The organism is Synechococcus sp. MIT S9508 (genome assembly GCF_047303045.1).
GTDB lineage: Bacteria > Cyanobacteriota > Cyanobacteriia > PCC-6307 > Cyanobiaceae > Synechococcus_C.
This window is the reverse complement of sequence record NZ_CP138941.1, coordinates 1,962,694-1,989,049: the sequence shown is the minus strand read 5'-3', so window position 1 is coordinate 1,989,049 and position 26,356 is coordinate 1,962,694. Positions and strand designations below refer to the sequence as shown.

At 56.3% G+C, this 26,356-nt stretch carries 30 protein-coding genes; 6 read left to right on the top strand and 24 right to left on the bottom strand.

Annotation, left to right across the window (positions count from 1 at the left end):
* Positions 1-15: 15 nt before the first annotated feature.
* The 5 genes from SIB42_RS10990 to accD form a co-directional block, all read right to left on the bottom strand.
* A complete protein-coding gene (locus tag SIB42_RS10990; RefSeq protein ID WP_067094976.1) occupies positions 16-1,083 on the bottom strand; it encodes a class I fructose-bisphosphate aldolase in 1,068 nt (355 codons plus the stop codon).
* A 312-nt stretch (positions 1,084-1,395) separates the two neighbouring features.
* Positions 1,396-2,145, bottom strand: a complete 750-nt coding sequence (locus SIB42_RS10985; protein ID WP_067094973.1) for a histidine phosphatase family protein — start codon at positions 2,143-2,145, stop codon at positions 1,396-1,398.
* A gap of 116 nt (positions 2,146-2,261) precedes the next feature.
* The gene (locus SIB42_RS10980; protein ID WP_067095164.1) at positions 2,262-3,341 is read right to left on the bottom strand and encodes a Gfo/Idh/MocA family protein; all 1,080 of its coding nucleotides are present in this window, start codon (positions 3,339-3,341) and stop codon (positions 2,262-2,264) included.
* Between the two features lie 35 nt (positions 3,342-3,376).
* Positions 3,377-3,787: a hypothetical protein gene (locus SIB42_RS10975; RefSeq protein ID WP_197459887.1), complete on the bottom strand. Its 411-nt coding sequence runs from the start codon at positions 3,785-3,787 to the stop codon at positions 3,377-3,379.
* Positions 3,784-4,665, bottom strand: coding sequence for an acetyl-CoA carboxylase, carboxyltransferase subunit beta (gene accD / locus SIB42_RS10970; protein WP_067094970.1), 882 nt, complete (start codon positions 4,663-4,665; stop codon positions 3,784-3,786). The genes SIB42_RS10975 and accD overlap by 4 nt, the downstream gene beginning before the upstream one ends.
* A gap of 273 nt (positions 4,666-4,938) precedes the next feature.
* Between accD and SIB42_RS10965 the strand changes: the two genes are divergently transcribed.
* Positions 4,939-5,487 carry a ferritin gene (locus tag SIB42_RS10965; protein ID WP_067094967.1) on the top strand — a complete coding sequence of 183 codons (549 nt, stop codon included), beginning with the start codon at positions 4,939-4,941 and terminating at the stop codon, positions 5,485-5,487.
* 6 nt (positions 5,488-5,493) lie between these two features.
* On the opposite strand, the gene SIB42_RS10960 is transcribed toward SIB42_RS10965, so the two are convergent.
* The 5 genes from SIB42_RS10960 to lpxD all read right to left on the bottom strand — a co-directional run bounded on the left by SIB42_RS10960 (position 5,494) and on the right by lpxD (position 9,868).
* The gene (locus SIB42_RS10960) at positions 5,494-6,330 is read right to left on the bottom strand and encodes a prepilin peptidase (protein WP_067094964.1); all 837 of its coding nucleotides are present in this window, start codon (positions 6,328-6,330) and stop codon (positions 5,494-5,496) included.
* The gene (locus SIB42_RS10955; RefSeq protein ID WP_197459886.1) at positions 6,327-6,671 is read right to left on the bottom strand and encodes a hypothetical protein; all 345 of its coding nucleotides are present in this window, start codon (positions 6,669-6,671) and stop codon (positions 6,327-6,329) included. Before SIB42_RS10955 ends, SIB42_RS10960 begins: the two co-directional genes overlap by 4 nt.
* Before the next feature lie 34 nt (positions 6,672-6,705).
* Positions 6,706-7,608 carry a phosphoribulokinase gene (locus tag SIB42_RS10950; RefSeq protein WP_067094961.1) on the bottom strand — a complete coding sequence of 301 codons (903 nt, stop codon included), beginning with the start codon at positions 7,606-7,608 and terminating at the stop codon, positions 6,706-6,708.
* Positions 7,609-7,683: 75 nt separating this feature from the next.
* Positions 7,684-8,757 (bottom strand): 3-isopropylmalate dehydrogenase, encoded by a 1,074-nt coding sequence (leuB, locus tag SIB42_RS10945; RefSeq protein WP_067095155.1) that lies wholly within the window; start codon positions 8,755-8,757, stop codon positions 7,684-7,686.
* A gap of 31 nt (positions 8,758-8,788) precedes the next feature.
* Complete coding sequence (lpxD, locus tag SIB42_RS10940; RefSeq protein WP_067094958.1) at positions 8,789-9,868, bottom strand: UDP-3-O-(3-hydroxymyristoyl)glucosamine N-acyltransferase; 1,080 nt, start codon at positions 9,866-9,868, stop codon at positions 8,789-8,791.
* 736 nt (positions 9,869-10,604) lie between these two features.
* Here lpxD and SIB42_RS10935 point away from each other — a divergent pair.
* Positions 10,605-10,841 (top strand): hypothetical protein, encoded by a 237-nt coding sequence (locus SIB42_RS10935; protein WP_067094954.1) that lies wholly within the window; start codon positions 10,605-10,607, stop codon positions 10,839-10,841.
* A 96-nt stretch (positions 10,842-10,937) separates the two neighbouring features.
* Here SIB42_RS10935 and proB read toward each other — a convergent pair whose 3' ends face one another.
* The 10 genes from proB to hisA all read right to left on the bottom strand — a co-directional run bounded on the left by proB (position 10,938) and on the right by hisA (position 19,532).
* Positions 10,938-12,059: a glutamate 5-kinase gene (proB, locus tag SIB42_RS10930; RefSeq protein ID WP_067094951.1), complete on the bottom strand. Its 1,122-nt coding sequence runs from the start codon at positions 12,057-12,059 to the stop codon at positions 10,938-10,940.
* Positions 12,056-12,565: a YqeG family HAD IIIA-type phosphatase gene (locus tag SIB42_RS10925; protein WP_067094948.1), complete on the bottom strand. Its 510-nt coding sequence runs from the start codon at positions 12,563-12,565 to the stop codon at positions 12,056-12,058. Before SIB42_RS10925 ends, proB begins: the two co-directional genes overlap by 4 nt.
* A complete protein-coding gene (locus tag SIB42_RS10920) occupies positions 12,565-13,107 on the bottom strand; it encodes a DUF3727 domain-containing protein (RefSeq protein ID WP_067094945.1) in 543 nt (180 codons plus the stop codon). The genes SIB42_RS10925 and SIB42_RS10920 overlap by 1 nt, the downstream gene beginning before the upstream one ends.
* The gene (ruvX, locus tag SIB42_RS10915) at positions 13,104-13,610 is read right to left on the bottom strand and encodes a Holliday junction resolvase RuvX (protein WP_067094943.1); all 507 of its coding nucleotides are present in this window, start codon (positions 13,608-13,610) and stop codon (positions 13,104-13,106) included. The genes SIB42_RS10920 and ruvX overlap by 4 nt, the downstream gene beginning before the upstream one ends.
* A 1-nt stretch (position 13,611) precedes the next feature.
* A complete protein-coding gene (locus SIB42_RS10910; protein WP_413327962.1) occupies positions 13,612-14,649 on the bottom strand; it encodes a hypothetical protein in 1,038 nt (345 codons plus the stop codon).
* Between the two features lie 105 nt (positions 14,650-14,754).
* Positions 14,755-15,921, bottom strand: coding sequence for a F420-0:Gamma-glutamyl ligase (locus tag SIB42_RS10905; protein WP_067094938.1), 1,167 nt, complete (start codon positions 15,919-15,921; stop codon positions 14,755-14,757).
* Positions 15,922-15,981: 60 nt separating this feature from the next.
* Positions 15,982-16,518, bottom strand: a complete 537-nt coding sequence (locus SIB42_RS10900) for a thylakoid membrane photosystem I accumulation factor (RefSeq protein WP_067094935.1) — start codon at positions 16,516-16,518, stop codon at positions 15,982-15,984.
* A 53-nt stretch (positions 16,519-16,571) separates the two neighbouring features.
* A complete protein-coding gene (locus SIB42_RS10895) occupies positions 16,572-18,188 on the bottom strand; it encodes a DUF3685 domain-containing protein (protein ID WP_067094932.1) in 1,617 nt (538 codons plus the stop codon).
* A 27-nt stretch (positions 18,189-18,215) separates the two neighbouring features.
* Positions 18,216-18,611 carry a Fur family transcriptional regulator gene (locus SIB42_RS10890; RefSeq protein ID WP_082825038.1) on the bottom strand — a complete coding sequence of 132 codons (396 nt, stop codon included), beginning with the start codon at positions 18,609-18,611 and terminating at the stop codon, positions 18,216-18,218.
* 150 nt (positions 18,612-18,761) lie between these two features.
* Positions 18,762-19,532, bottom strand: coding sequence for a 1-(5-phosphoribosyl)-5-[(5-phosphoribosylamino)methylideneamino]imidazole-4-carboxamide isomerase (gene hisA, locus SIB42_RS10885; protein WP_067095148.1), 771 nt, complete (start codon positions 19,530-19,532; stop codon positions 18,762-18,764).
* 80 nt (positions 19,533-19,612) lie between these two features.
* Here hisA and SIB42_RS10880 point away from each other — a divergent pair, with 80 nt between their 5' ends.
* Positions 19,613-20,533, top strand: a complete 921-nt coding sequence (locus tag SIB42_RS10880; protein ID WP_067095145.1) for an NAD-dependent epimerase/dehydratase family protein — start codon at positions 19,613-19,615, stop codon at positions 20,531-20,533.
* Here the strand turns inward: SIB42_RS10880 and pgsA are convergent.
* Positions 20,502-21,047 carry a CDP-diacylglycerol--glycerol-3-phosphate 3-phosphatidyltransferase gene (gene pgsA, locus SIB42_RS10875; protein ID WP_067094930.1) on the bottom strand — a complete coding sequence of 182 codons (546 nt, stop codon included), beginning with the start codon at positions 21,045-21,047 and terminating at the stop codon, positions 20,502-20,504. The two genes, SIB42_RS10880 and pgsA, sit on opposite strands and share 32 nt — an antisense overlap.
* Before the next feature lie 31 nt (positions 21,048-21,078).
* Here pgsA and SIB42_RS10870 point away from each other — a divergent pair, with 31 nt between their 5' ends.
* On the top strand, positions 21,079-21,549 hold the full coding sequence (locus tag SIB42_RS10870; RefSeq protein ID WP_067094927.1) for a CBS domain-containing protein: 471 nt from the start codon (positions 21,079-21,081) through the stop codon (positions 21,547-21,549).
* Here the strand turns inward: SIB42_RS10870 and SIB42_RS10865 are convergent.
* On the bottom strand, positions 21,546-22,760 hold the full coding sequence (locus tag SIB42_RS10865) for a hypothetical protein (protein ID WP_413327958.1): 1,215 nt from the start codon (positions 22,758-22,760) through the stop codon (positions 21,546-21,548). The genes SIB42_RS10870 and SIB42_RS10865 overlap by 4 nt on opposite strands.
* 65 nt (positions 22,761-22,825) lie before the next feature.
* Here SIB42_RS10865 and SIB42_RS10860 point away from each other — a divergent pair, with 65 nt between their 5' ends.
* Positions 22,826-23,299: a L,D-transpeptidase gene (locus tag SIB42_RS10860; RefSeq protein WP_067094920.1), complete on the top strand. Its 474-nt coding sequence runs from the start codon at positions 22,826-22,828 to the stop codon at positions 23,297-23,299.
* 39 nt (positions 23,300-23,338) lie between these two features.
* A complete protein-coding gene (locus tag SIB42_RS10855; RefSeq protein ID WP_197459885.1) occupies positions 23,339-23,620 on the top strand; it encodes a hypothetical protein in 282 nt (93 codons plus the stop codon).
* Between the two features lie 323 nt (positions 23,621-23,943).
* Here SIB42_RS10855 and SIB42_RS10850 read toward each other — a convergent pair whose 3' ends face one another.
* Together SIB42_RS10850 and pdeM are read right to left on the bottom strand one after the other, a co-directional pair.
* Entirely contained in the window at positions 23,944-25,446 is a 1,503-nt protein-coding gene (locus SIB42_RS10850; RefSeq protein ID WP_231856413.1) for a hypothetical protein, read from the bottom strand.
* Positions 25,440-26,192, bottom strand: a complete 753-nt coding sequence (gene pdeM / locus SIB42_RS10845; protein WP_369818440.1) for a ligase-associated DNA damage response endonuclease PdeM — start codon at positions 26,190-26,192, stop codon at positions 25,440-25,442. The genes SIB42_RS10850 and pdeM overlap by 7 nt, the downstream gene beginning before the upstream one ends.
* Between the last annotated feature and the right edge of the window lie 164 nt (positions 26,193-26,356).

The window sequence follows — 26,356 nt, the reverse complement described above, 5'->3', positions numbered from 1 at the left end:
GTGCGTGATGCTTGGTCAGTAGGTGTAGCCCGCTACGAACAGCTGCTCATCTGAGGAGGGCTGTGATCCGGGTACATAGCGACCGAGTGAGGCCTCAGAGTTGGCCTGGGCGCGTGCCAGCAGTGCTTTCTGGCCGGCTTCAAGGTTCGTGCCAGCCCATCCCTTCAGGCAGGAGTGCTGCAGTGCTCTTCCGTAAGAGAAGCCAAGATTCCATTTCGCTTTGCGCTCAATGGTGTTCATGTTGTTCAGGTACACCGAAGCAGCTTCTTCGCTAAGACCACCGGACAGGAAAACGATGCCGGGAACGCTTGCTGGGACGCTGCGCTCCAGAGTGCGCACGGTCATGGCAGCCACTTTGGCTGGATCTGCTTTCTCGGAACAATCGGCTCCCTGCACGGTCATCGAGGGCTTCAACAGGGTTCCTTCAAGCAGAACACCGTTGGCCTGGCAAGCGTGATACACCTCTTGGATCACGTGCTCCTGAATTCGGGCTGTGGTTTCGATCGTGTGATCACCATCCATCAGGATCTCTGGTTCCACAATCGGCACAAGACCTGATTCCTGGACTGAGCGTGCATAACGAGCCAGTCCCCAGGCGTTCTCCCGAACAGACAGAGGTGAGGGGCAGCCGTCAGAGGTGATTTGCAGAACAGCGCGCCATTTTGCGAAGCGTGCTCCTTGTGCGTAGTAGTCGGCTGCACGCTCGACCAGTCCGTCCAGACCAGTGCAAAGGGTTTCAACCGAGCCTGCGCCGACGAGCGGACGGAGGCCCATGTCAACCTTGATACCAGGAATGATTCCCAGCTTGCCAAGTTTGTTCACCATGGACTCGCCGTCGGCATGGTTTTGGAAGAGGGTCTCTTCGTAAAGAATGGCTCCACTGATGAAGTCTCCGAGACCGGCTGTGGTGAAGAGCATTCCGCGATAGGCCTGGCGATTGGCTTCGGTGTTCTCAACTCCGATGGAGCCCAAGCGCTTGCCGATGGTCTTGGTGGATTCATCCACAGCAAGAATCCCTTTGCCAGGTGAGGCGAGAGATTGTGCGGTTGCAATCAGTTCGGAGGAATAATCAGACAGTGCCATTTGATTCTTCGGAATTGAGAGAGTCTCGGGGTCCAGAAGGACACCCAAGCCTCTCTGTTTACACCCTTAAGTGAGATTTGCTACGTACTAGCTGAAACATTTGATCGTTGCTGCCCTGATTGGTTGCAGCGCGCTGGTAACTGGGCTAAGCGATTCAGACTGATGTCGACTTGTCCGTTCAGTCGACGAGCTGATGTCAATTCCTTCTCCTCAAACCAGCTCACTTTGTTCTGGGCTGTGTTGCATAAAAAAGCCGGCTCCTCAAGGAGCCAGCTTTTTGGTCTTTGCAGTCTCAATCAGGAGTAGGCCGAATCAAAGCTCAGAGAGGGCCTGCCACTGATTGGGAAGGATTTTGGCAACCAGCTCGAAATTGCCATCACCGAGGGGCTTTGCAACGTAGGCAACACCCATGGGTGCGGGATAAATTCCATTGGTTGGAACCACCGGCATCGTCACTCCCTGGAAGGGGTCATCGTGCCCAACGAGGAATGTGTTTTTGCCGGCTTCAGGTTTCGCGGACATCAAGGGAGCAACGCGCTTTGCGTAGTTCTCGTAATCCTCAGGAGTGCACTCAACACAGGGCAGGAAATTCAGATCTGAGTTCTTGGTGTAGGTGCCGAAAGCCAAATCAGCCGTGTTGTACGCACGGCAGTAGTCGCTTGAGATGACATCTCCAACAGGAATGCCTGCGGCCTTGATGCCTTCACCGATCGTTTTGGCATCAGCCTTGCCTTCATCGCTCAGGCGACGCTGAGTGCTGCAATCAGCGAGATCCAGTTCTGGGCTGACCTGGTCGCCCCAGTCCTTCGTGGTTTTGGCATGACGGATGTAGATGACATGACCGCCATCCCTCAGCGCGCTAACGAGAGCCTTGTCGTCGACTGTGTTGACGAAATCTTTGTTGTTCTGTTCGCCAGAAAGGGTGGTCTCGTTTTGTTCATAGGCCTCGACCTCGCTGTTGTTGGAAGCTGGGTTGTCCTTGGCTGAATCCTTGCTGACCGTTCCAGATGAACACGCCGCCATCAATAGGAGCGCAGCAAAACAGGTTGCTTTTTTGATCATTGATCAAAGAAAATTCATATTGATTAAAGCTATTTCATATTTATATGGCATTTTCAAAGTCACGCAAAGCAGTCACTGTTGATACGAAGTTGAAGGTGTGTAGTTCGTTGTCTGAATCAGCGTGACGTCAACGTCCTGTCACAGGCCTGCTGGCTCGCGAGACCTTCAGCTAGGCCAGGCACCATCGGATGGCCCTTTTGAATGCTCTGCGCCCACCAGCTCTGAAGACGCGCGACCGGTGCGACGCGTCCATCACTCCACGTCGTCGCGAAGCGCAGATCCTCATCTGGTTGGACGTTGCGAGGCGCGTCTCCGCCTTGTTGCAGGGTGAGCGAAAAGCCATGCACATAATCCTTCTGGTTCTCACTCCCCAGAACCAGGCTGCCCTCGGATCCGTAGATCTCAATCCAGCAACCACGACCATTGCGGGCAACCGAGGAAAGGGCGACTTGTGCGGCGACGGTCCCACCTTGATGGGTCCCTAAGTCCACATTGATCAGGGCGATGTCGTCAGCATCAACGGGCCGCATGTTGCCTTCGGAATCGGGTCGCTGTTCAATGGCGGTGCGTGTCATGGCCTGTGGTTCTCCAACAGAGCCGATCAACCACGCCAAGGTGTCAAAGGCATGGGTGCCAAGCGCTCCGATGACGCCTCCACCTTGATTGGCCTGTGAGTACCAGTTCCAGGCTCGTTGCGGGTTGGCTCTGCTGCTCATCAACCAATCCAGTTTCACCAGCCAGGGGGTCCCCACAGCTCCCTGCTCAAGAAGGCGTGCTGCCTGTTGAAACAGGGGAACTGCCCTGTATTCGAAATCCACAGCAACGCTGAGACCTCTGCCAATGGCTTCGCGCTGCAGATCCGCCACGTCCTGCGCATTCAGGGCGACGGGCTTCTCAAGCAGCAGATGTTTCCCCGCCTTCAGCGCTCGCATCCCCAGCTCAAAACGAGGTGCCGGTGGTGTGGCAATGATCACTGCATCGACTCGGGAATCCTCAAGGAGTGAGTCCCAGCAGTGGTAACCCCTCAGGCCGGAGTTGCTGCAGGCCTTATCCAGTCGATCCTGCCTTTGGTGCCAGAGAGCGACAGGTTCCAGCTCGGGAACGTTCTGCAGAGCAGGAAGATGAACCGCTTCGCCGAAGCCGAGGCCGGCGATGGCAACACCAATCGGGCGTTGAGAGATCGGACTGGGAGCCATGGAAAAGCGGGCGGCGGATACAGACAGGGACGCAGTCAGACCAGTTCTGAACTGCAAACGGCGTTGATGACTTCGGTGATCAGATCATCCTTGGCCGGCGCTTCCCAGTCAGCTCTGAAGCGGGGCAGTCCGTTCTTCTGTGTGTCTCTATAGAGCGACTGATCACAATCGATTTCCATCACCACAAGAGTCCCCAGGGCAGGCGATTCATCATCGGTTTTCAGGCTGTATCGACTGAGAACTGACACATTGCCCTCTCTTGTTCTGCGGACGCTGCCTGCGTCCCACCACTGCTGCCCTTCGCTGGTTGATGGCACTTCACGCCAATCAACAGGACCGGCGAAAACCGGTTGAGCGACACCCGTCTGCATTAAAACCAGAACCAGTAAAGCCAACAGTGCTGATGTCAGCCACTGATGGACTGTTTTCCTCAGATTGATATTCATGCCTCGACGGCGACCTCGGGACGACAGCCATGCAGGCTTAAAAGAGTTGCCAAGGTGTTCTTCAGCTGTGTTCTCGGCACGATTGTGTCAACGAACCCATGCTCTTGGAGGTATTCGGCCGTTTGGAAGTTATCGGGAAGCTTCTCCCGCAGGGTTTGTTCAATCACTCTCCGGCCGGCAAAACCGATCAGAGCCTTAGGCTCGGCGAGGATCAAATCGCCGAGCATGGCGAAGCTCGCCGTTACGCCACCTGTTGTGGGGTGCGTCAGCAGCGGCATGTAAAGCACACCCGCTTCGCGATGGCGTTCCAGCGCTCCGGAAATCTTGGCCATCTGCATGAGGCTCAGCATGCCTTCTTGCATGCGTGCGCCTCCGGAGGCACAGACGATGAGTAAAGGAAGTTGTTTGGCTGTGGCCGCCTCGATCAGCCGGGTGATTTTTTCTCCCACCACCGAGCCCATGGATCCGCCCATGAAACGGAAATCCATCACCGCAAGGGCCATGGGGATCTCGTCCACTCGGCACAATCCCGTAATCACCCCATCGCGAAGCCCTGTGCTGGCTTGGGTCTCTCGCAGACGATCGGCATAGGCTCGTCGATCCTTGAACCCAAGCGGGTCAGTAGGAGTCAGGTCTTCGTCAAGCGGTTCAAAGCTTCCTTCGTCGGCAATGATCGCGATTCGCTCAGCACTAAAGATTCTGTGGTGATAACTGCAGTTGCCGCAAACACTTGCGTTGGCCAGAAGGTCTTTGCGATAGACCACCTGGGAGCACTCAGGACATTTGCTCCAGAGACCATCCCCCTCCTCGGGTTCTTGTGCGACCTTGACCACGGACTGACCCTTGCGGCGATCAGCGAACCAGTCGAAAAGAGACACGGGGACAATCCAGACCAGCCCATTAAAAGACGGACCGGGCCAAGAACCATGCCATCGGGGCTTCTCTTCTTTTCCAGGAGCCTTTTCAAGACGATGTTGATGGAATTTTTTGTCTCAATTCCGTTCACAGTCACACCATCAATCGAGCACCGAAGCAGGCGGTGCTGCGCGTAACATTTGTCACTCAAGAGGTGTGATTCCGGTCGCTTTTAATCTTTGCTCTAGGACTCACATGCGGTTGTTTGTCTATAAAAAATTATTGGCATTCTTTTAATGGCATCTCATACTTCGGCAATCAATGAACATCTTGCGCTTGAGTTTCAGGCTAGTCATACCTACCTGGCGATGTCGATTTGGTTGCGTGAGAGAGATTTAATTGGTTTCTCTAGCTACATGCTCAATAAAAGCACTGAGGAAAGAGGCCATGCCTCTAAATTCATTGCCTATCTAGTTGATAGCGAATGTAATGTTCAGCTGCCTACGATTGAGTCGCCTGAGAGAGAGTGGCAGTCTGTTAAAACGCTTTTTGACAAGGTGTATGAGATGGAAAAAACTGTCACCAAGTCGATCAATAATATCTATACGCTTTCGGAAAATGAAGGGGATAGGACTGCCACAGCCATGCTCGATTGGTTTGTGGGTGAGCAGCTGCAGGAAGAATCCGAAGCTCGATTTGTTCTGAAACGACTGCGCTTGGCCGATTCCAGTCCAGCGGCATTGATCTTGCTCGATCAGCAATTTCTCGATGGAACTCTGCTGGCCAACGTCAAAGCAGGAGGAGCTTTTGACATTGCAGGCGCTGGTGGCGGTGCGGCCGTCTGATTTTGTTCACGACCCGATCAGTGCCACCCACTGACTCCACCACCATTGAGGGCCCATCAACCAGACCAACCAAATCCCCAGGGCAATGAAGGGGCCGAACGGGAAAGGTTGTCTGGGTTGCAGGCGTCCGGTGATCCTGCCAATCACCCCGAAAATCGCTCCTGAGATCACCGCGATCCCCATCGACATTCCTAGTCCAGCCAGTCCCAGCCAGGCACCTGCCATGGCTGCCAGTTTGGCGTCACCCAATCCCAGTGCAGGCTGTCCCACCAAGCGTTCCGCCAGAGCACTGAGACCTTCCAGCACCAGTAACCCCGCGGCTGACGCCAACAGATGATTGAACAGAAGGCTATTCCCGATCTCCGGATGTCCAAAGGCAGCAACCAGGGCGCTCGCCAGCAGTCCTGTGATCACTCCTGCGCGGCAGATCGGTTCCGGTAACCAAAGGTGATCGATGTCGATCAGCACCATCGGCATTAACAGGCTGATCAGCACGACTCCACCCACCAGCGTTACGAGAGTCGTCATGGGGTCTGATGACAACGTGTCAACCCTGAAGCCGATGGCCCACACTGCACTCAGCCATAACCCTGCAGTGAGAGCCTCAACGAGGGGGTAGCGAGCAGAGATGGGTTGATCGCAGTTGCGGCAGCGTCCTCTTAATGCCAGCCAGCCGATCACGGGAATGTTGTCGTGCCATCGCACGGAATGACCGCAGCGAGGACAGTGACTGCCTGGCCAAACAACGGACTCCTCTCGCGGAAGTCGCCAGGTGACGACGTTAATGAAGCTGCCAACACACGCTCCTGTGAGCAGCACGATCGAAACCAGGAGTGGGTTCACGACCCTTGCCCCTTGACCCGTTCTTTGGGATTGCGTGGTCGCCTTAGCCTTCGACTGATCAGCTCTGCACTGATGAATTGTTCATCAGGCAACAGCGTTGGAGCCTCGAGAACCACACGCCCCTCAGTGAGATTGATCTTCACGACAACTCCGCAGGGGTCGAGCGAATGGGCTGATTCGCTCAGATGTTGGAAATAAATTTTTCGGGCCAAAGCGATCAGGCGCCTGCTGTCCACTCGGTCCCAGCGTGGAGTGAGGCTGGCGTTTCCGCCGGCTCCCGCGATCACGAAGGAGGGAGGTGAAACAGAAATAGGCTCACCTGAACAATCAGATGAGCCCACGATAGGACTGATTGGGGCTATTGATGAACAGAAATCAGTTCATCTTTTTCTTCTCTTCAATCATGCGGTGGATGATTGGAGTGAGAATCAGTTCCATGGCAAAACCCATTTTGCCGCCGTTCACCACGATGCTGGTGGGACTGGACATGAACGAGTCGTGGATCATGTTCAGAAGATCGTTGAAGTCAATCCCCCACTTCTCTCGAGCACCCTTGCGAAAGTGAATGATCACAAAGCTCTCATCCGGGCTGGGAATGTTCCTGCAGATGAATGGGTTGGAGGTATCGACCGTTGGGACCCTCTGGAAATTGATATCGGTGCGGCTGAACTGAGGACAGATGTGATTGATGTAGTCAGGCATCCTGCGCAGGATGGTGTCCACAATCGCCTCGGCGGAATAGCCGCGCTCAGCATTGTCGCGGTGGATCTTCTGGATCCATTCGAGGTTGGTGATCGGCACCACACCCACCAGAAGATCTGCAAGTGATGCCACGTCGTAGGCATCACCTTTAACGCCACCGTGAAGCCCTTCGTAGAACAACAGGTCTGTGCCAGTTGGGATGTCTTCCCAGGGGGTGAACTGGCCAGGATTGAGATCAACTCCCAAACGGGAATTGTGCTCAGCGGCTTCCTCTGGACTGTGCAGGTAGTAGCGCTTCTGCCCACCGCCTGTCTCTCCATAGACGCGGAACAGTTCCTCAAGCTTGTCAAAGAGGTTGGCTTCAGGGCCGAAGTGGGAGAAGTTCTCACCCTTGGCCAAAGCATCAGCCATGGCATCTTTCATGGCCATCCGCTCAAAGCGGTGGTAGCTGTCGCCTTCAACGACAGCCGGTGTGATGCTTTCACGCGCGAAGATGTGCTCGAAGGCACGCTTCACGGTGCTGGTGCCGGCACCTGAGGAACCGGTGACAGCCACGACGGGGTGACGCTTCGACATCGACGGAGGCAGATCTGGCCCGAAGAGTTTGGCAGGTCAACGGACCGATTTCGAAATTTGCTTGATCAAATCTGATCAGAGTGCTTTGAGCAGCTCTTCACCCATGGCCCTGCAACCCAGTGGTGTGCAACCTTCCGCCATCAGATCGCCGGTACGAAAGCCCTTCGCCAGCACCTGATCAACAGCCTGTTCCAATGCGTCTGCTGCGCTGGGTTGCTTCAAGCCTGTTCTAAGCATCATCGCTGCGGAGAGAACCATGGCCATGGGGTTGGCCTTGTCTTGGCCGGCAATATCCGGAGCTGATCCATGCACCGGCTCAAAGAGCCCGGGCCCTTCACTTCCGAGCGACGCTGAGGGAAGCATGCCGATGGATCCGGTGAGCATCGCTGCTTCATCGCTGAGGATGTCGCCGAAAAGATTGCCTGTGAGTAAGACATCGAACTGACGTGGGGCTCGAACGAGCTGCATCGCAGCGTTGTCCACGTACATGTGACTCACCTCCACGTTGCTGTAGTTGCTCGACAAGGCATCCACCCGGTCTCTCCACAGCTGGCTGACATCAAGCACGTTGGCCTTGTCCACCGAGCACAGTCGTCCCGTACGTTCACCCGCCAGCTCGAAAGCCACTCTGGCGATTCGATCAACCTCTGAATCCGAGTAGGTCATGGTGTTGAAGCCCCGTTCTTCTCCGTCTGCTTCGATTCGCCCTTTCGGTTGGCCGAAGTAAATGCCACCCGTAAGCTCACGGACGACCATCAGATCAACTCCTTCAATCACTTCTGGCCGGAGACTGCTGGCATCGATCAAGGCAGGCACGATCTTGACCGGTCGGAGATTGGCGAACAGCTCCATCCCAGAACGCAAAGCCAGCAGTCCGCTTTCCGGTCGCTTGGCTCTCGGCAATGCATCGAAACGGGGACTGCCGATGGCTGCAAGCAACACAGCATCGGCTGAACGGCAGGTCTCCAGAGTGCTTGCCGGTAATGGTTCTCCGGTGGCGTCGATGGCGGCTCCACCGATCGGCTGTTCATCGAACGTCAGGTTGAAGTCAAAACGTGCGGCGACGGCTTCGAGAAGCTGACGGGCTATGGCGGTGATTTCCGGGCCGATGCCATCGCCGGGCAGAAGAACGACACGATGCTGATCCATGTTGCCGAGCCCGGACAGTGCTGGTGCGAGATTACTGAGCGGTCTCTGATCCTTCAGAACCAGAGACCGCTGGTTCAACCTGACGCTGAAGTTGACGCAGCTGTTTGGTCATTTCAGGCAATTTGCTGAAGGCCGCAGAACAGCGCAGCCAGAGCCTGTTCGGAATGGCTGGATATCCGCTCACCACTTCCCCTGAAGCGATTTCGCCATGGATGCCGCTTTTGGAGCTGGCGATCGCTCTGTCGCCGATCACCGCACGGTTGGCGACGCCCACCTGTCCGGCGAGAATCACCCCATCGCCCAGACGTGCTCCACCGGCGATCCCCACCTGAGAGGCCAAGGCGCAGCCCCGTCCTGTCACGACGCCATGACCGATCTGCACGAGGTTGTCGACTTTGCTACCGGCACCAATCCGCGTTTCACCGACGGAAGGACGATCAATTGTGCTGCCACATCCGATCTCGACACCGTCTTCGAGAACAACCAAACCGGTCTGGGGCATCTTGCGCCAACCCTTGGCCGTTGGCACAAAGCCAAACCCTTCTGATCCGACGACTGCATTGGAATGAACGACACAACCCCTGCCGATACGGCAGCCGGGGTGCAAAACAGCATTGGCGTGCAATTCACAGCCTTCCCCGATGTCCACGTTGCCGTAGATCACCACTCCTGGATGAATCACGGTTTGCGCTCCGATCCGGGTGTCATCCCCAATCGTCACGTTGGCGGACACGCTGACACCAGCTCCAATCTGCACGCGATCGGAGATCACGGCGCTGGGATGGATGCCCGCGTTCGGTACAGGACGGGGATGCAGTTGTTCGAGCGCTTCAGCGAAAGCCAATCGAGGATCGCGACAGGCGGCCCAAGACAGTTTTCGGTGTTCAGCAAGCGCCTTCAACTCCTCTTGATCAGGGATCAAGACAGCACCTACGCCACTGGTTTCAAGGCTTGCGACTAGCGCATTGCCTTGCTCAAGGAAGCTGAGTTGATCAGCTTGTGCGCATTCGAGAGAGGCGGCTCCTCGGAGTTCGGGATCCTGGCCTGCGGAAACCTTCAGAACGCCTGACTCGCCCTGCTCAAGAATGGCGATCAACTCGCTGAAGCGCATGGGGACGTACCGGTTTGACTGAACATCGTGTTCACAGCTGACATTCTCCAACTGGTTTGCAACGCATTCGTTACTAACAGCCTTTGAAAAACCAGTGAGAAGTTGCGGTCAAGTTAGCCGGCTAAGACCTCGATGATGCATGCCCGACTGTTCCGAAATCACGACTGATCGAGAGTTTGAACAGGCAACGCTGGCGGATTCTGTTTGCGCAACGCGGTGAGCTCTCAACATTTTGGTAGAGATTTTCGGCTTCTTGTGAGTCTGATTGCTACTCCTATTCGTGCAAACATTGTTATTTCCTGAATCCTGATTTTCAACGACTGTCAAGGGTTAACTCTTTGATCTTGTTGGTATGAATGGTTATTGCTGGCATTCAGCGTTTGAACGCATCTCAGTGTCTCGTCTTTGCCGGCCTGAAGCTGTTGTTTGCTCGATGATGTTTGGGTCGGCAAGAGCATGAGCTGCCTCTTGGCTATGCTGTGTCAAATTATTCATGAATGATGTCGAAGTGGTTTTTAATTCTTGGAGGTCTGTATTCAGGTCTTCTCCTTTATATTTATGTGATCTTGCCTGCGCTGAATTAGTTCCTCGCTTTTTGTTCGATTCGATAGTCTTATCTACTTTTAGGAGCCATCCTTGCTCCGTCTTCCTGAATGATTCTTGGCTTGGTTGGATGATTCGCGGCTTATTGAGCGTTTGCTGGTTGATGATTGACCTGTGATGTTCGCCGCTGTAGATGCTGATACAGCTGCAAGGAGAGTCTTTCGCTACTCTAATTTTCGTGCTTAACGATGTCATGTCGGCGAAACAGGATCCGATCATCAGTTTGTTTGCTGCTGCCTCTGTCGGTGCTTTTCTGCTGACGTCTTGGCTGGCTCACGATTATTCCAATATCATCATTCCTTTTCTCTTCCTTAGCATGATTTGTGCCAACGGATTTGGATATTATCTTGGGCTTTCTGCAAGCAAATAGTCTTCGATTTGATCTGTGAATTGCGTCTGAACTGATTCAGCAGGCGGTCTTGAAAGCATCAGATCGACCTGTTTCGCATTGACAAACTTGCATCGATCATGAATTCTCTGCTTGTTGTGTCGTTGGCATCATCAGCACCATGGCGTCGCGATGCACCACCACTGGTGAGCCGCCATCGGCTGTGGCATTCGATGACTGCTGGGTCAGCAGATGATTCAACTTCTCGCTGCTCATCGTTGTGAGGCCGCGAGCCACCTCCTGGCCATCCTCATTGAGCAGAAGCACAGCCTGGTTGGCCTCGAACTGTCCGTTCAGCTCTGTGACGCCAACCAGCAGAAGCGAAGCTCCCTTTTTTAGCAGTGCTCGACAGGCTCCGGGGTCCAAGCGCAGCGAGCCTGTTGGTTGCAGTGCATGAGCTAGCCAACTCTTGCGATTGCCCAACGGTTGAGGGTGGGGATGGAACACAGTGCCGCCTCGACCGCCTCGCAGAATGTTCTGCAATGACTCTGGTTTCCGGCCATCGCCCAGATGCACTGTGATGCCGCTTGCGGTGGCGATACGAGCTGCTGCAAGTTTCGTGGCCATGCCCCCGGTACCCCATCGGCCACCGCTACTGGCTCCTTCCTCGAGCTCTCCGATCTGCTCGGGATCATGCACATCCTTGATTGGTGTGGCGTTGAGATCACTACGAGGATCTGCTGAATAGAGACTGTCAACATCAGTCAGCAGGATCAATTCATCGGCTTTGACCGCTGCAGCAACGAGTGCTGAGAGTGTGTCGTTGTCACCGAATTTCAGCTCATCTGAAGACACCGTGTCGTTTCCATTCACCACGGGGAGTACTCCCCAATCAAGCAGCTGATTCAATGTTGCAGACGCGTTGTGGTAGCTCAGGCGGTCTGCCAAGTCGGCGCGCGTGAGAAGCACCTGTGCGACTGGAATGGAATGGTGGGAGAATTCTTTTTCATACAGGCTCATCAGATATCCCTGGCCCACGGATGCTGCAGCTTGCAGGCCTGGAAGGCTGAGGGGCCGCTGAGTCATGCCGAGTCGTTGACAGCCCAGGCCAACGGCTCCAGACGACACGAGCACCGTGCGATCGCCGCGGCCCATGCTGTCCGCCAAGTTGTTGGACAACTGTGCAATTGCTTCGGCCGTAGACGTCTCTTGGCGTTGTCTCAGCAGGCTTGTCCCCACTTTTACAACCCTGAGGGTCATTGCCCCACTGCTCCGAAAAATCTGGCGAGATGCCGTTCCAGCCTTTGCACGCGATCGTGACTGCAGGCTGTGCCGTCGGGGCGTGGCGGTTTCACCAGCACGGTGTAAAGCCCCAGTCTGTTGCCGGCAAGAACATCGGTGAACACACGATCTCCCACCATGGCGATCTCGGTCGTCGCATTGGGAAGCGTGCTGATCACTCGACGAATAGCTCCACGGCGAGGTTTTGATGCTGAGCAGGTGTAAGTCACATTCAACTGATCCGCCACTGCCTGGATTCTCTGGCGCGAAGGGTTATTGCTGATCAGATGAATGTGCAACAAACGCGATGCATCCTTGGCCCAGCGACGCATTGGAGCGGGCAGTTCCACGCCACGCCCTGGGAGCAGGGTGCGGTCCACATCCAGCAATAGAACCTTGATACCCCTCCCAATCAAGGGTTCCAGGGGTAAGTGGGCCAGGGTCAGGCCCGGATCCCAATCCGGTATCAGCCAGTGACGCTGCATCACTCAGGAAGCCCCTGCTCATCCAGCTCGGCTTCAATCCGTGGTTGAACGCGGTCGAACTCCTCACCCTCAACAAGCAAGGCTGCACCGTCGTCCATTCTTGCCACCACGAAAAAGGGATCCAGAGGGATGTACAGGCCATATTCCTGTTCCTCCACGAGAAAGCTCACCAACAGCTCATAGGTTTCGGATTCATCGTCAACGTCCTCCTCGTCGAGATCGTCAGGATCGGGTTCATCAAGCTCACCGTTCACGGTCAGAGTCACCGCTGAGCGGACCAAGGTGAGATCGTGTTCCTGAAGCACCACATCAGCGACCGAAAGAATCGGCTCGCTGCTGGCGATGCTTTCGATCAGTTCGGGATCATCCCCGTCGCGCAGACGGAACAGACACACAGGTGTATCAACAGGCGTGAGAAGCGCATAATCCTTCTCATCAAGAGGAATGAGCTGCTCAAGAAAACAGAGCAGGTCGTGTCCGTCACGGTCCTTGACGAGAATGGTGGGCACCTCACCGTTGGAAGCAGGTCCGCTGGAACTCATGGCGCTGGAGGAATTGAAGCCCAGGATCTTGCATCAGCATCCGTTTCGCCACGTTTCGCAGGCGCCATCTGGACTGGTTGTGGTTCAGGCCCATCGGCAAGCCACTGTTCGAGCAGCAGTGCGGCCGCGGCACTGTCCAGTCGCCCAGTGCGATCTCCATGTAGCTGATGGCGCTCTGCCGCTGCCCAGCTGCTGCTGTGCTCATTCACAAGGGCCATTGGCAGGGACAGAGCACGAGCCAGTCGGACGCCGTAGCGATGACAATGTTTGGCCTGCATGGTGGGCTTACCCGCATCGTCTAGGGGTAGACCAACAATCAGAGCCTCAACCCGGCGCGCGTCGCAGAGTGTCTTGATTTGGCTGACATCGTGATCGAAGTCGCCACGTTGCAATGCTTTGAGTGGAGTGATAGTCAATCCAAGGCCGTCGCAGCCTGCGAGCCCGATCCTTCGACGGCCGACATCAAGGCTGAGTGCTGACCGCGCCTGGGGAGGTGAAGTCAACTCAGCGCCTCGGGGCCAGGCTCGGGGTTGGCAGCTGCGGTTGTTGAGGCTGCAGACGACCGAGCATGGATTCAAGCGGTCGTAGACCCCCCAGGTTGCGCTGCTGCACGCGTCTCCAGATGCTTCGTCCCAGCATCATTTCCAGGGATCCTTCCCGCCATCCCTGACTTGCGAGAACGTCCTTCAGTTGTTGGTCGTCGTCCGACACCAGAAGTGATGGTGGGATCTGCTGGTTCAGCAGCTGCAGTAACGCTGCGGGTAACCCAGCGCCAATGCGCTCATCCCACGCCGGTCCCCGCAGCAGTTCAAGACGGGGTGAATCGATCCCCCATGGGCGCCTGATCAGCCCCGCAATGACCTGAGGATCTCCCTCTCTTTCAAACGTTAAAACTGTTGAACCACCACCGCTCAGATCGAGCAGGTCGCCCCATTGGCGATCGAGGATTTGCCGATGTTGAGGGCTGATGCTCGACTGCTCAAGGGACAAAAGCTGTCGTGCGTTCTCGCGGTTGATGGGACTCCAGCAAAGTCCCTGCGGAAGCTCTCCACTGTTCGTTCGCTCTCCACCGTTAGTTGCGTTCGCCGAGGATGGCGAAGCCATGAGCGGCGGATTCCAGATCCTCCCCTGGCGTAGAGGCTGGAAGCCAAGCTCGCGTAACAGATCCAGTTGCGGCCGATCCGTGGGGTCGCAGCGAACAAGCCAGCTGCGACAACGAGCGATGTCATCGTTCAGCGCTTGCTGGATCAGAAGGCGAAGACCTTGTTGGCGACTGAAGTGACGAGGGGTCGCAAGCGACAGAACGTCGAGTTGCCAGCAACTGTTGCGACGGTTGCTGGAGCGCATCAGCAGCAGGGATTCGATCTGGTCTGCGACTTCTGAGGACGACTCGATCAGGGCCAGCACCCGGGTGAGTCGAGCGTTCAGCGGGTCTGGCAGGAACTGCTCAAGACGGCTGAACCATGACTGAACCAGCAAGCTCTGCAGAGCGCTGTTATCGATGCTGGAACAGGCATCCACAGTGGAAGCGATCTGGCTCAAATGACCAGCTTTCAAAGGCTCGACCCGGAGCCGGAATCCAGCTGTCGCTGCCACGTCAGGCCTCCACCACTGCTCAAATCTATCGCCGCCTTTCGTTGTTTGAGGTCAGGCTGGTCGGACCAGCACCAGTGGAGTGCGCTCGTTGGCATTTCCAGCAGGGTTGGGGCGCAGGGCGCGATGCAACAACGCTTCATCGCAGCCGTTGCTAGAGGCCAGCACCTTCACGCGACCAAGATCGTTTACATCAACGATCGCAACGGCGACGCCGAGAGCATCTGCAGCGTCCTGGCACAGACGGACCGGGTCAGAGGGGCCAAGGACGATGGTTTGGTCGTAGGGGGGTGTCGTCCCGGTGATGTCATCAATCAGACGCGCTTGTTCGCCGGCGAGTCGATAGAACCAGCCGTTTAATCCAACAATTTTGAGTGCCAATCCGATTGACCAAGCAAGGATGACGCGAGTCGGCCCGACCTGGTCAATCAGTGTTTGCAATCCGCAGGCGGTGGCGAGGCTGCTGGTGGGGTGGAATACGCGGCAGAGCAAGCGAGCAATCCAGGTCGGTTCGACCATGGAGGGGTGGGTATATCGCCCCTGGATCACGGCGACAGGGGTTTCCCCGATCGTGAGAATGTCTCCCGGCTGCACCAGCTCACCTGCGTAGTCGCGGAGCACGTCTAGGGTGCTGTCGAGAGGGCCAAGCAAGTGTGTTTTCAAAGGAAGCACTCTGCAGTTCTCCCCGGAGCGGAATTCAGCTTTGCTGAGCTGAAGCACAGCAGGTTTGCGCAGAGGCACCACCACGCCCTGGCGACGATCAACGCGGCCGAAGGGTCCGTAGTTCACCCAGTTGACATCCATCCAGACCGTATCGACCCGATCAGCAATGGCAGCTCCTGTCTGACCATGGAGGGTGACGCTGACCTGGATGCGGGTGCTTTTGCGCCCCTTCACGATGTAGGCAGGCCAGTAGCCGTCAGCCCGTGTGTCCTCATCAGGGTGATGGGGCGTGATCCTGGTTTTGACCGTGACATCGTTGAGATCGGAGCTGCCGATCAGCACTGGGTTGACCTGAAGCTCCGGCACCATCACTTCCATGCGTTTGTGAGTGTTGCTGATCTCAATCCATCCCTGCAACTCAAGATCATCTCCCGATGGCCTTACGCTCCAGTCCAGTTGACGGAGTTTCAGCGGTGATGAGGGTCGCAGACGGTGACGCGCTTCGATCCATAACACTCCCAGGCCGATCAGGAGCAGGATCACAAGCAGAACACACATGTCAACGTCGGCTGTCGGCCGGTCTCAATGGCGCGCAGCGTAAGGCGTCCACGTGATCGTTCAACGTGAAATCACCTCGGTGTTGAGCTCATTGAAACTGAGGCTCATGCTTTCTCCCTGCGGTGCGGGAAGACCGGTTGCCTCACTTATGGCGGCATTGATCTGCTCCAGTGGGACCTGCCCTTCCCCATCGAGTAACAGCTGGCCATCTCCGTTGATGACCACCACCTGCGGAATGATTCCGTGCCAGTAGTGCGCAGGATCAGTTCTGTCGTTCGTGGCTCTCCCCTGCAGTGCATCAGTGGTCAAAGGCAGAAGGTCCACGCTGTTCCCCCACAGCCTTTGAAGTTCCGAAACGGCCGGAGAGAAAGCTTTGCTGGTTCTGCTGTCATCGAGGTAGTAAACGATGACGCTGGTGCGACCCGCCTGCTGTGAATCAGCCAGGGTGACGGCAGGAGGAACAAGTGAACCGTTACCGGCATACAGCGCGAAAATATTGCCGTCGTAGCTATCGGTTTCCCGGATGGCCTGAGCCGGCAGTGCAATCAGCATCAAGGCCAGCACCGCGACGATGGAACGGATCAGGAACGCGGTCATGGCACCGAAACAGTGCGTGCATTCTGACCCTTGTCAGCCGATGCAGCTGAGAATCAGCTGCGCCTGAGACTTCGACCCATCCCCTGAGCAATGCCGCGTCCGATCAGACCGATTGCTCGACCCACCACTTGGGTGAGAACCACCACCATCAGGTCCCCGAGACGTTTGACTAAGGACTGAACCTGAGGTGCGATGGCATCTCGGGCCTCAACAATGAGAGCAACCTGTTGTTGCCACCAGCGCAGGCGCTTGAGCTCCTCATCCCTTGGCTCGGTCAACAGCAAGGGTTCAATGCGTCCGGTTTTGAGGCTGAACAGCAATCGGCGACTCTCGTACAAACGAATTGGACGTTCGATCCAGTTTTGCCAGCGCGACTGACTGTTGAGTTGGTTGCGCAAACGTTCCAGTTCGCGAGTTGAGATCAGGTTCTGCTGCAGGAGATACCGGCGCAGTTCGGGCCATTCGCCGCAGATTCCGAGCAGTTCGGAACCAATGAGTTCAGCTGTACGCACCAGCCAGTTGCTGATCAGGTTCTCAAGCTGCAGTAATGCTCTGGGGTCGTCTGAGGGAAGCAGCTGACCATCCACAAGGACAGGTTGGTCCAGCACGAGTGACGCCAGCATGGTCTGCGGATCTGGCAGCTCATCATCCGATTGGTGGAGATCGGTGCGATCCACCAGTTGGTCGGCCACGGCAACAAGACTTTCCCCTTGGGGAAGGCGCACGTAATTGCCTGCGACGCTGCGCAACGCCTGTTGCATCACTTCCGTCTGCAGAGACTGCCAACGAGCGCTCAGTGCTTTCTGGTCGCGTTTGCCGAGGAGCTCATCACCGCGCAGGCGAAGAAGAACTTCATGCAATTGCTGTAAAAGCGCCAGCAATAGGTCGCGACGGCGTTCCGGGTGAAGTCCCTCAATGGCGAGCAACTGGCCTGTGCCGTTGCCCAGTCCACTGCTCACAGCACCTTCGAGTCGTTGCTGAATGGCATTCCAGACGGCCGTTGGTTCTCGGTCGTTCAGGGTTAGTTCAAGGGTTTTGCTCTGATCATGCAGTGGCATGACATCAGCGAGGCCTGTGTGAAGAGGTCCCCAAAGCCACAGAAGCAGGTTTTTGGCACTGCGCAGTTCGCGACAGCGACCTTCCAGCATCAGTCGCATCACGAAATGTTCAGGCGGGGGATCGAGCAGTGCTTCGATGACCTGAAGATCCCGACCGATCTGCTGCAAACCACTGACAAGCAGCCACTGCGCCATGCTCAGACTTGGCTGGCTGGTTGAGGAATGCTCAGAGTGGGGCTTGATTTTCAGCACTCTGCCTCCATTGAGAAGGGTCTGAACCGCATCCCTGAGTGCTGCGAGGTCTGGATCTTGAAGGATGCCGTCGCAGTTCAACGAGAGCAGAGACTGAGGGTCACGTCCGTAGTCAGCTGGTAAGAGCAGCAACGTAGGAGCAGGAGTCCAGCGCTGTTGCAGCTGAAGAATCTCCCGCTCGAGGATCAGAGGCTGGGTCTCGGTCGGCAATGACCAGATCACCAGTGATGGGTGACCCTGCAGCTGATCAGCAGACCGTCTGATGCGAACTGGCAGCTCTTCAGTGGGGATTTCCGCAGCAAGGCTTTCACCGAGAAGATCGGGAGCGAAAAGGAGAATCTCCCGGTCCTGGTCGATCACGGTGCCCTGTAACTGTGCTGATGAGCGTCAAGGTAACGGCACTGGCGAGGATGCTCCAGTGGCAATTTTTGGACGTCCGTTTAATTGAAGGGTGTACGACTCGATGTTGAATCCGGTCCGGCGTTCGATTTCCCTGAGTACATAGTCGGGAAGTTTCACATCAAGATCTTCAATTGCACCTGTTTCTAGGCAGGTGAGATGGCTGTGTGGATCGCTGCGATATCCATAAAGACGCCCATTGGCTCGATCGAGACACTCGATCACACCTGCACTTTGGAGGGCTTCCAGGTTCTGATAAACGGAGGTATGGCCGATTTGTCGGCCTTGCTGATTGAGTTTCTCAAAAATGTCTCTAGCACTGAGGTGACTGGCTTCGCTCCACAGCAGATCGAGCACCATTCGCCGTTGCCGGCTCAGTCGCATCCCCAAATGTCGGCAACGATCGAAGGCATCCTGAAGGGTGCGCTTGTCATGGGCTCCCTTGGGTAGAAATGACTCGACCAGCGACTCCACGGCAGTCGTCGTAACGATTTCAGGTTAGACCTGCTAAGTGGCCCCGTCTTGATAAGGGATTTAAGCCATGTCCTTCAACATTCCTGTTGATGGGTCCTTAAGTCGTCCATTGCCAAGGACCTTGAGCGCTTCTCCAAGATCGATCCGGCCGTCATAAAGGGCTCGTCCAACGATGACGCCTTCAACACCGAGTGGTTCTAGTGCCAACAGCGCCAATAAGTCAGCCATGCAGCCCACTCCGCCAGAGGCGATCACGGGAACGCTGCTGGCAGTGGCCATCTGCCTTAAAGCGTCGAGGTTGGGGCCCGCAAGGGTTCCATCCGTGCTGATGTCGGTGCTAATGATTGCTGCAATTGCCGCATCACTGAAGCGTGCGGCCAGAGCAGTGGCTTCGGTGTTGCTGTTCTCCAGCCATCCCCTCGTTGCGACCTTGCCGTGGCGGGCATCAATGCCAACGATGATTCTGCTGGGATGTCGGTCTGCCAGCTGCACGACAAGTTCCGGTTGCTCCAATGCAACCGTTCCCAGTATCACGCGTTCGAGCCCGCATTCCAGAAGTGCTTCGGCGCGTTCAGCCGAACGCACGCCACCACCGAGCTGGACCGGGATCGACAGTGTCTCTGTGATCGCACGAACCGCTGCATCGTTGATGGGTTGACCGCTGCGGGCACCGTCGAGATCCACTAAGTGCAGACGGCTAGCCCCCTGCTCTTGCCAGCTCATGGCTTGGGATACAGGGTCATCGCTGAATCGGGTGACCCGGTCGTAATCGCCTTGGTGCAAACGGACGCAGGCCCCTCCCAGCAGGTCGATGGCTGGAATGATCTGCATGGCCGTTGCGATGGACTGACTCCCATCCTGCACGGGTGGGTTCAGCGCGCTTCAATAACAGCTGGTCTGCCTGGGTGCTCGTGCAAATCCTCTTGATGGGTGGAACCCGTTTTGTTGGCAAGCCTCTGGTCAGCTGTCTGCTTCAGCAGGGTCACAGCCTCACCCTGTTCACCCGCGGCCGTCAGCCTGTTCCTGACGGGGTTGAAGCCGTTAATGGAGACCGTGGTGATGAGCAGGCTCTCGATCAACTCAAGGGGCGCGCTTTTGATGTGATTGTTGATAGTTCTGGGCGCTCGCTCAATGACAGTCAGCGTGTGGTGGAGCGCACGGGTGCACCCAGCCATCGTTTTCTGTACGTGAGTTCAGCGGGTGTCTATGCAGGCAGCCAGACCTGGCCTCTGGATGAGGACAGTCCTCTCGATCCGGAAAGTCGTCATGCCGGTAAGGGCGAAACAGAGCGATGGCTCATGCGTGAAGGGATCGCTTTCACGAGTTTCAGACCCACTTACATCGTCGGTCCTGGTAACTACAACCCAGTTGAGCGTTGGTTCTTCGATCGGATCACGCATGATCGCCCCATTCCTTTACCGGGAGATGGCACAACCATCACCCAGGTCGGCCATGTCGAGGATCTGGCCGAAGCAATGGCGCGCAGTCTTGAGGTGGATGCCTCCTGCAACCGGATCTACAACTGCTCTGCCAAGAAAGGGATCACATTCCAAGGTTTGATCGAAGCTGCAGCGCTGGCCTGCGGCCGCCCTCCAGAACGCCTCGATCTACGCCCTTTTGATCCCTCCGCTCTTGATCCGAAGGCTCGTAAGGGGTTCCCTTTGCGACTCAGTCATTTCCTCACGGATATCAGCCGTGTTGAACGTGAACTGGCCTGGACGCCTCGGTTTGATGCACTGGCCTGCATGGCTGATAGCTATCAGCGTGATTACGCGCTGTCTCCAACATCCGCACCGGACTTCAGTGCCGATGAGGCGTTGATCGGGGCCTGAGATAAGCCAAAGCTGACCAGAGCGCCATCACCAGAGCTGGCCAGTAGAGCCACCATCCCAGTGCATGCAGGATCAGAGTGAGCTGCTCCCCAGACCAGTCTGTCGGCCAGAGCATCAGAAATAAGCTGAGAAACTGGAGGGTGGTTTTCCATTTCCCCAGCCAGGAGGCTGGAGCCCCGCTGGAGCTACCCGACCGCCATCCGGAGATCAGCAATTCTCGAGCCAGCAGCAGCCATACAGCCCATAGGGGCAGTTGTCTCTCGGCTGCCAACCAGATCAATGGAGCGCTGATCAACAACTTGTCAGCGAGGGGATCAAGTTTTGCTCCCCAACTGCTGCCCCCATCAGCTTTGCGGGCCATCCATCCATCTGCCCAGTCGCTCAAGGCTCCGATCAGCAGTAGCCACCATGCCCAGCTCTGCTGTCCTGAGGCCAGCAGCAGCAGCAACGGTGCTCCAAGCGCGGCACGCAGCAGCGTGAGTCGATCGGCCCACAATCGCCAGGGAGAGATCAAGGCTCAGAATGCGTGCAGTTGATCAGGTCCCATGGTGCTCCAGCAGACGGTCGGGGAGGTGATGTCCGCTCCGGTGCTGACGGTGACGGCGGAGACCACTCTTCAGGATGCAGTCAGCATGCTGAATGATCACCACGTGAGTGGATTGCCAGTGGTCGACGGGGAAGGCGTTTTGATTGGAGAACTGACTGAACAAGATCTGATGGTCCGTGAGAGCGGTGTGGATGTCGGGCCTTATGTGATGCTTCTCGACAGCGTGATTTACCTGCGCAATCCCTTGAACTGGGATCGTCAGGTGCATCAGGTGCTGGGCAACACTGTTGGTGATTTGATGCACCGCGACAGCCACAGCTGTGAAGTCAGCCTTCCGCTGCCGAAGGCTGCTTCGATGCTGCATGAAAAGGGCACCCAACGTCTGATCGTCGTTGATGTACAGCGCCATCCCGTCGGGGTGCTCACCCGCGGTGATGTGGTTAGGGCCCTGGCATCAGCTCATAGCTAACGCTGGGCGGCTGGCTGAATCCGGATCGCGATCGGCTTGATCAGACGGAAGTCGACCATGTCGCCCACACTCAAATCAGCAAACACTTCAGCTTCCAGCTCAGGGCGGATATCGAGCTTGTGAATTTTGCCGAGTGGGCCTCTCAAGGTCAACTTGTGGTCGGTGCGGGAGAGGCGCACAACTTCGGCTGTCCCAGTGGCCATGGCCACCCGAGCACCTGCCGGCACCGGTCCGAAATCACGACCCAGCCTGCGGTCTTCTCGCTGCAACGTGAGTTGGTTCTGCTGAGAGCTGCGCAGATCAACCACCAGTCCCTGCAGCATTTCAATGTTCACCTGATCTCCGACCTTGAACCCCGCTGCGCTTGGGTCGATCGCTGAGGTGATCAGCATGCTGTGCCCTCGCGAGCCTTTCACCCTCAGCAGTTTTTGGCCAGGGACCAGTCGTTCTATGGTGGCGTTGAGTTGCGCGAGCTCGAAGGCCTCCAGTAACTCGCTTTTCAGGCTGACCTCCTGGGCTGCAAGAGGGCTGATCAGCAGCGGTTCTCCGTTCTCCCGAAAGTCCTTGAGCGCTTCACCTGTGGAGGAGCGGGGCAATTTGCGCACATTCACAGCCAGAGGCTGGATCAGTCGAAAATCAACGGTGTCGCCAACCTTGATGCGATCAAAGGGATTGGCGCCATCCGGGATCACCACATCAAGGTTGTTGATGCCACCGAGGGGCCCCAGAAGGTCGATGCTGTTGTCTTGCCGATCGATGCTGATGACCTGAGCTGTTCCTGAGGCCAGCGCCACCCGCATGCCTTTCTTGAGCTTGCCCATGTCCGCGGGAAGAATGATGTCTTCGCGGTTGAAACTCAAATCCTTGTTCGCACTGGCCTCCAGCTCAACAACGAGGCCGTCGAGAATCGAGATTGAAACCTCGTCGCCTTTCTTCAGGCCAAGGGGATCGAGATCGATGCCCACTGTGAGAATTTCCCGGTGACCATGCGGATCGATCACTTCAATGACCTTCTCGGCAGGAAGTGATGTGGTCACGGTTGCTTTCATTTCCGTGATCTCAAAAGCCTCTAGTTGTTCCGTAGAGAACCCGGCTTCGGCTCTCTGAGCCATCCCGCAGGAGACACCGAGAACGGCAGCTGCAATCCACCTGGCTGGACGATTTCTGAGTGCGGAATGGAACGCCTGGAAGTGAGTCACAGGTCTGAGCAACAGTTGTGCGACGGTAGCTGGATCCGTTCTTGGGTCACAATGTCGCCGAATGTGAGTGCCGAGGCATGGTCATGCAATTGAGGCGGATTGCCGTATCTGCAGGGGTGGCTTTGCTGACCCTCGGCCTGATCCCAGTGCCCGCAAAGGCCGAGAAGGCCATTGAAATCAGCCTCAAAGATCGTTATCTGACGTTGTTTGACAACGGAAAGGTGGTGGAGCGCTTCCCCGTTGCAATCGGTGCTCCTGAATCTCCGACCCCTGCTGGCAGCTACGCCATCACTCGCAAAGAGGAAGCCCCTGTGTATCACAAGGGCGGCAAGGTCATTGCACCGGGTCCCAAGAATCCGGTGGGTGTTCGCTACATGGCCTATTTCCAGATCGGATCAGGCGAATATGCGATTCATGGAACAGCCTGGCCTAATTGGGTGAAGCTGCGTTCGGCAGTCAGCCTTGGATGCATTCGCATGCTGAACAAGGATGTGGTCACACTGTTCCAACAGGTCGACGTCGGGACTCCTGTCGTTGTGACTCCCAACTGAATTTCTGTCTTGTTTGCTCTCATTCGTTGCCGCTCAATCATGTCTGTACGCACCGCTTCTCCTGTGTTGTTCGGTTCTGTGCTCGCGCTGATCGCCAGTCCGGTGTTTGCCTCCCCGCAAAAGGAGATGCCTGAACAGACCTTCCTTGATCAAGTGGAAGCACCGGGCCATGTGCTGGTTACCGCACGCGGCGTTGAAGCTGTGAATTCAGAAGCTCGTCGCCAGGGGCTTCGCTTCCCTGCGGTTGGCTATTGGTCGCCGGAAAATATCTGCTTCAAGACACCCGCGTCAGGAGATTGCAATGGTCTTTTCCTGCGTTAAATATCACCAACTGTTCCGAGAGTTCAAAAGATCTGTTCTCGCAACTCATCATCTTCCGGCAGAGTTCTAACTCATTTATTGTTCCTGAGATTTTGGTGGTAATGAGTGAAGACTTTGCTTCGTGCTCAATGCATTTTTCAGTATTTAGTCTAACTCCCAATATGTTGCTGTTTGGCCGGTTTCGATGGCGCTAAATAGTTATTCCCAATAGCTGACATTGATGTTTGGAGATATAATTTTAAGTCGACTCCAGCTCTATGGATAAGAAACACTGGCTGATTCGACATGGTGTTATCGACCCCGGTTGTGTCGCGAAGCTGATTTCAGGGCGCTGGTGGCGGCAGCAAGGGTGGTGGCGGTGCCCCGACCATTGCATCTGTCTGAGAGAGGCTTGGCCTCTGATCTTCAGCAGGATCTGAATCTTCAATGGACTCAGTGATTGGTTTTGCTTGGTACGAGTCTGCAAAGGGAAGGGATGTGGAGTCTTCGCTGGGCAACCGTTCCGGTGTCAGCAGAACGGGTGGAGGCAAGTCTGGAGGAAGATCGCGTTCGAACCGAGGGAACACCGATGCAGGTCCTTCAGCGTCCGATTCTTTGTTCTGCCGCGGCTGTTCAAGCAGCACGAGGGGATCAGCGGTGATGGGGGGTTCCGGTAAAGGCGAACGTTGAGACTTGCCACCTGGTTTGTCCTGAGAGAAACCTGGTTTCAGGGGTTGACGCTTCGGCTTCCAGATCAATCGGGCAACGGGCTCCACCCCTTGCTCCATCAGGCGATTCAGCCCAGCAAGGGCCCTGTCCATCAGGCGATGACCAGCAACTTCGGTGCAGTCCAGTGGGCCTTTGCATTCCACCTTTGACCTCAGCCTTTCGCTGAGGTTTTCAACCAAGCCGCCTTGCAGATGGAAGCGGCGTTCACTCAGCCGCAGCAAGTAGGGCACGTGCACAAAACTGGTCGCTCCACCACTGATCCAGTTGGCGTCTTCCTCGGTAAATCCCTTCACTCCGGGAATGATCAGACGACTCTTGGAGGCGTGATCAGGCATGTAGGCGGCCACTAGGCCCCGACGACGGGCCAGCTCCCTCGTCTGCTCGAGAGTGAGGCCGTCCCTGCTCATCAACATTTCCAGCCGGCCATCGCTGCGCAGTCCGTAGACCATCCGGATCCTGGGCAGGTAGTAGCGAATGCGCTGGCCCATGCTGATGCTGTAAGCACCTTTGTAGCTGTCGGGGGGGGCGTTCAGGTCGTTGTAGACACTGTGTAAGCCACCCACGAACATGTCGTAGGTCTCGGCACGTTCTGGAGTGAGTTCTCCGTAGCCAAACTCCACGGCACCATTGCTCTTGATCCCAACGAACGCTCGTTGTCGGGATGCCGTTCGGTTCCTGCCTAGCCAGACCTTCCGCCCGAATTTCAGATCCCCGAGTGGAACCGTGATTTCCTGGCCACCGTTGTCGATGTGGCGTTCGTACATAGGGCCTGATACGTAGGCCAGAGCCGCAGAATCCTCAAAGGCATCCTGCTCGCGATCCCATCCCTCGAGCAGTCCGAAACGCACCTTCCTTGGGTCGAAATCGAGTGCATAGACCTCGTCATCCGACTGATAGCGGAAGGCTCCAAGCGCAGCTCCACTGGCTTCCTCCTCCAGTGTTGAGATGACCTCAGGCTGTGGAGCTCCTGGGGCCAGTGCGACAAGGGTTGCAAAGATCCCAAGCGGAACACCCAGAACCAACCAGCGTTTACGAAGTCGTTTCGGACGGGGACGACGGCGCCGAACCCGTTTCTTGGTTGGGGCCGCAGCAGTGGTGGAACGGGCCCGCGTCACCATGTCAGCTTGGCCCCTCTGAATGCCTGCGCGGTGTCGAGCCAAGGAACGATGGTGCCCTCGGCAACCAGCCATTTGCGGTAACCGTGACGGCAGTCGTGCCCTCCCGTCAACTCTCCGAACGCGGGAATGAGCATTCGCTGTTCCACTTTGTCGTAGGCGAAGCAGGGAAGCCTGAGCCGATCTGAACCCTGGCGCAGAGTGGTTGTGGGGTGAATATGTCCGCAGAGATTCAGGCACGCACGCCCGTCTTTGGGCTGTTCCGGTTCGTGACTGAGCCAGAGGTTTCCCAGCCTGAAGGCAGGATGCTGGGGGAAAGCGCTCGAGTGCAGATGGCGGTCATGGTTGCCCCCGATCAGGAGTACCTCAGCGTGTAAGCGGTTGTGCAAGTTGCTGAGATCAACCTTCAGGCGCTGGGTGAGCCCGAGTGGGCCATGGATCAAATCTCCAAGGATGATCACACGATTTGGATTCCACTGCTCACAGAGTTTTTCCAGCCGCTGCAATGTGCCCCTGTCCTCATCACTGGGCAGTGGAATTCCGCAGGCCTGGAACACTTCTGCCTTGCCAAGATGCAGATCGGCAACAAGGAGGTCTTCACTGGATGGTCGCCAGATGGCTTTCTGAGCCAACAGAACCAGATCTTCGTCTCGCCATTGCCAGCGACAATGCGAAACGGTTGTGTCTGCATTGGCTGTTGGCTCGCCATCAGCCTGATTACTGTTTTTTTCAATGTTGATGGCAGTCAACAGTGGAATGGCAAAGCAGAGATTTGCACCATTTTGCTTGCAAAACACGGAAGTGTTTCAAAAGCATGTCCGCCCTTCATTGGGCTACAGGTCATGGCCTCTCAGCATCTGAGGTGGCAACCTCAGAATGCACGAGCCGATTGACTTCTGATGACCCTCGCTTT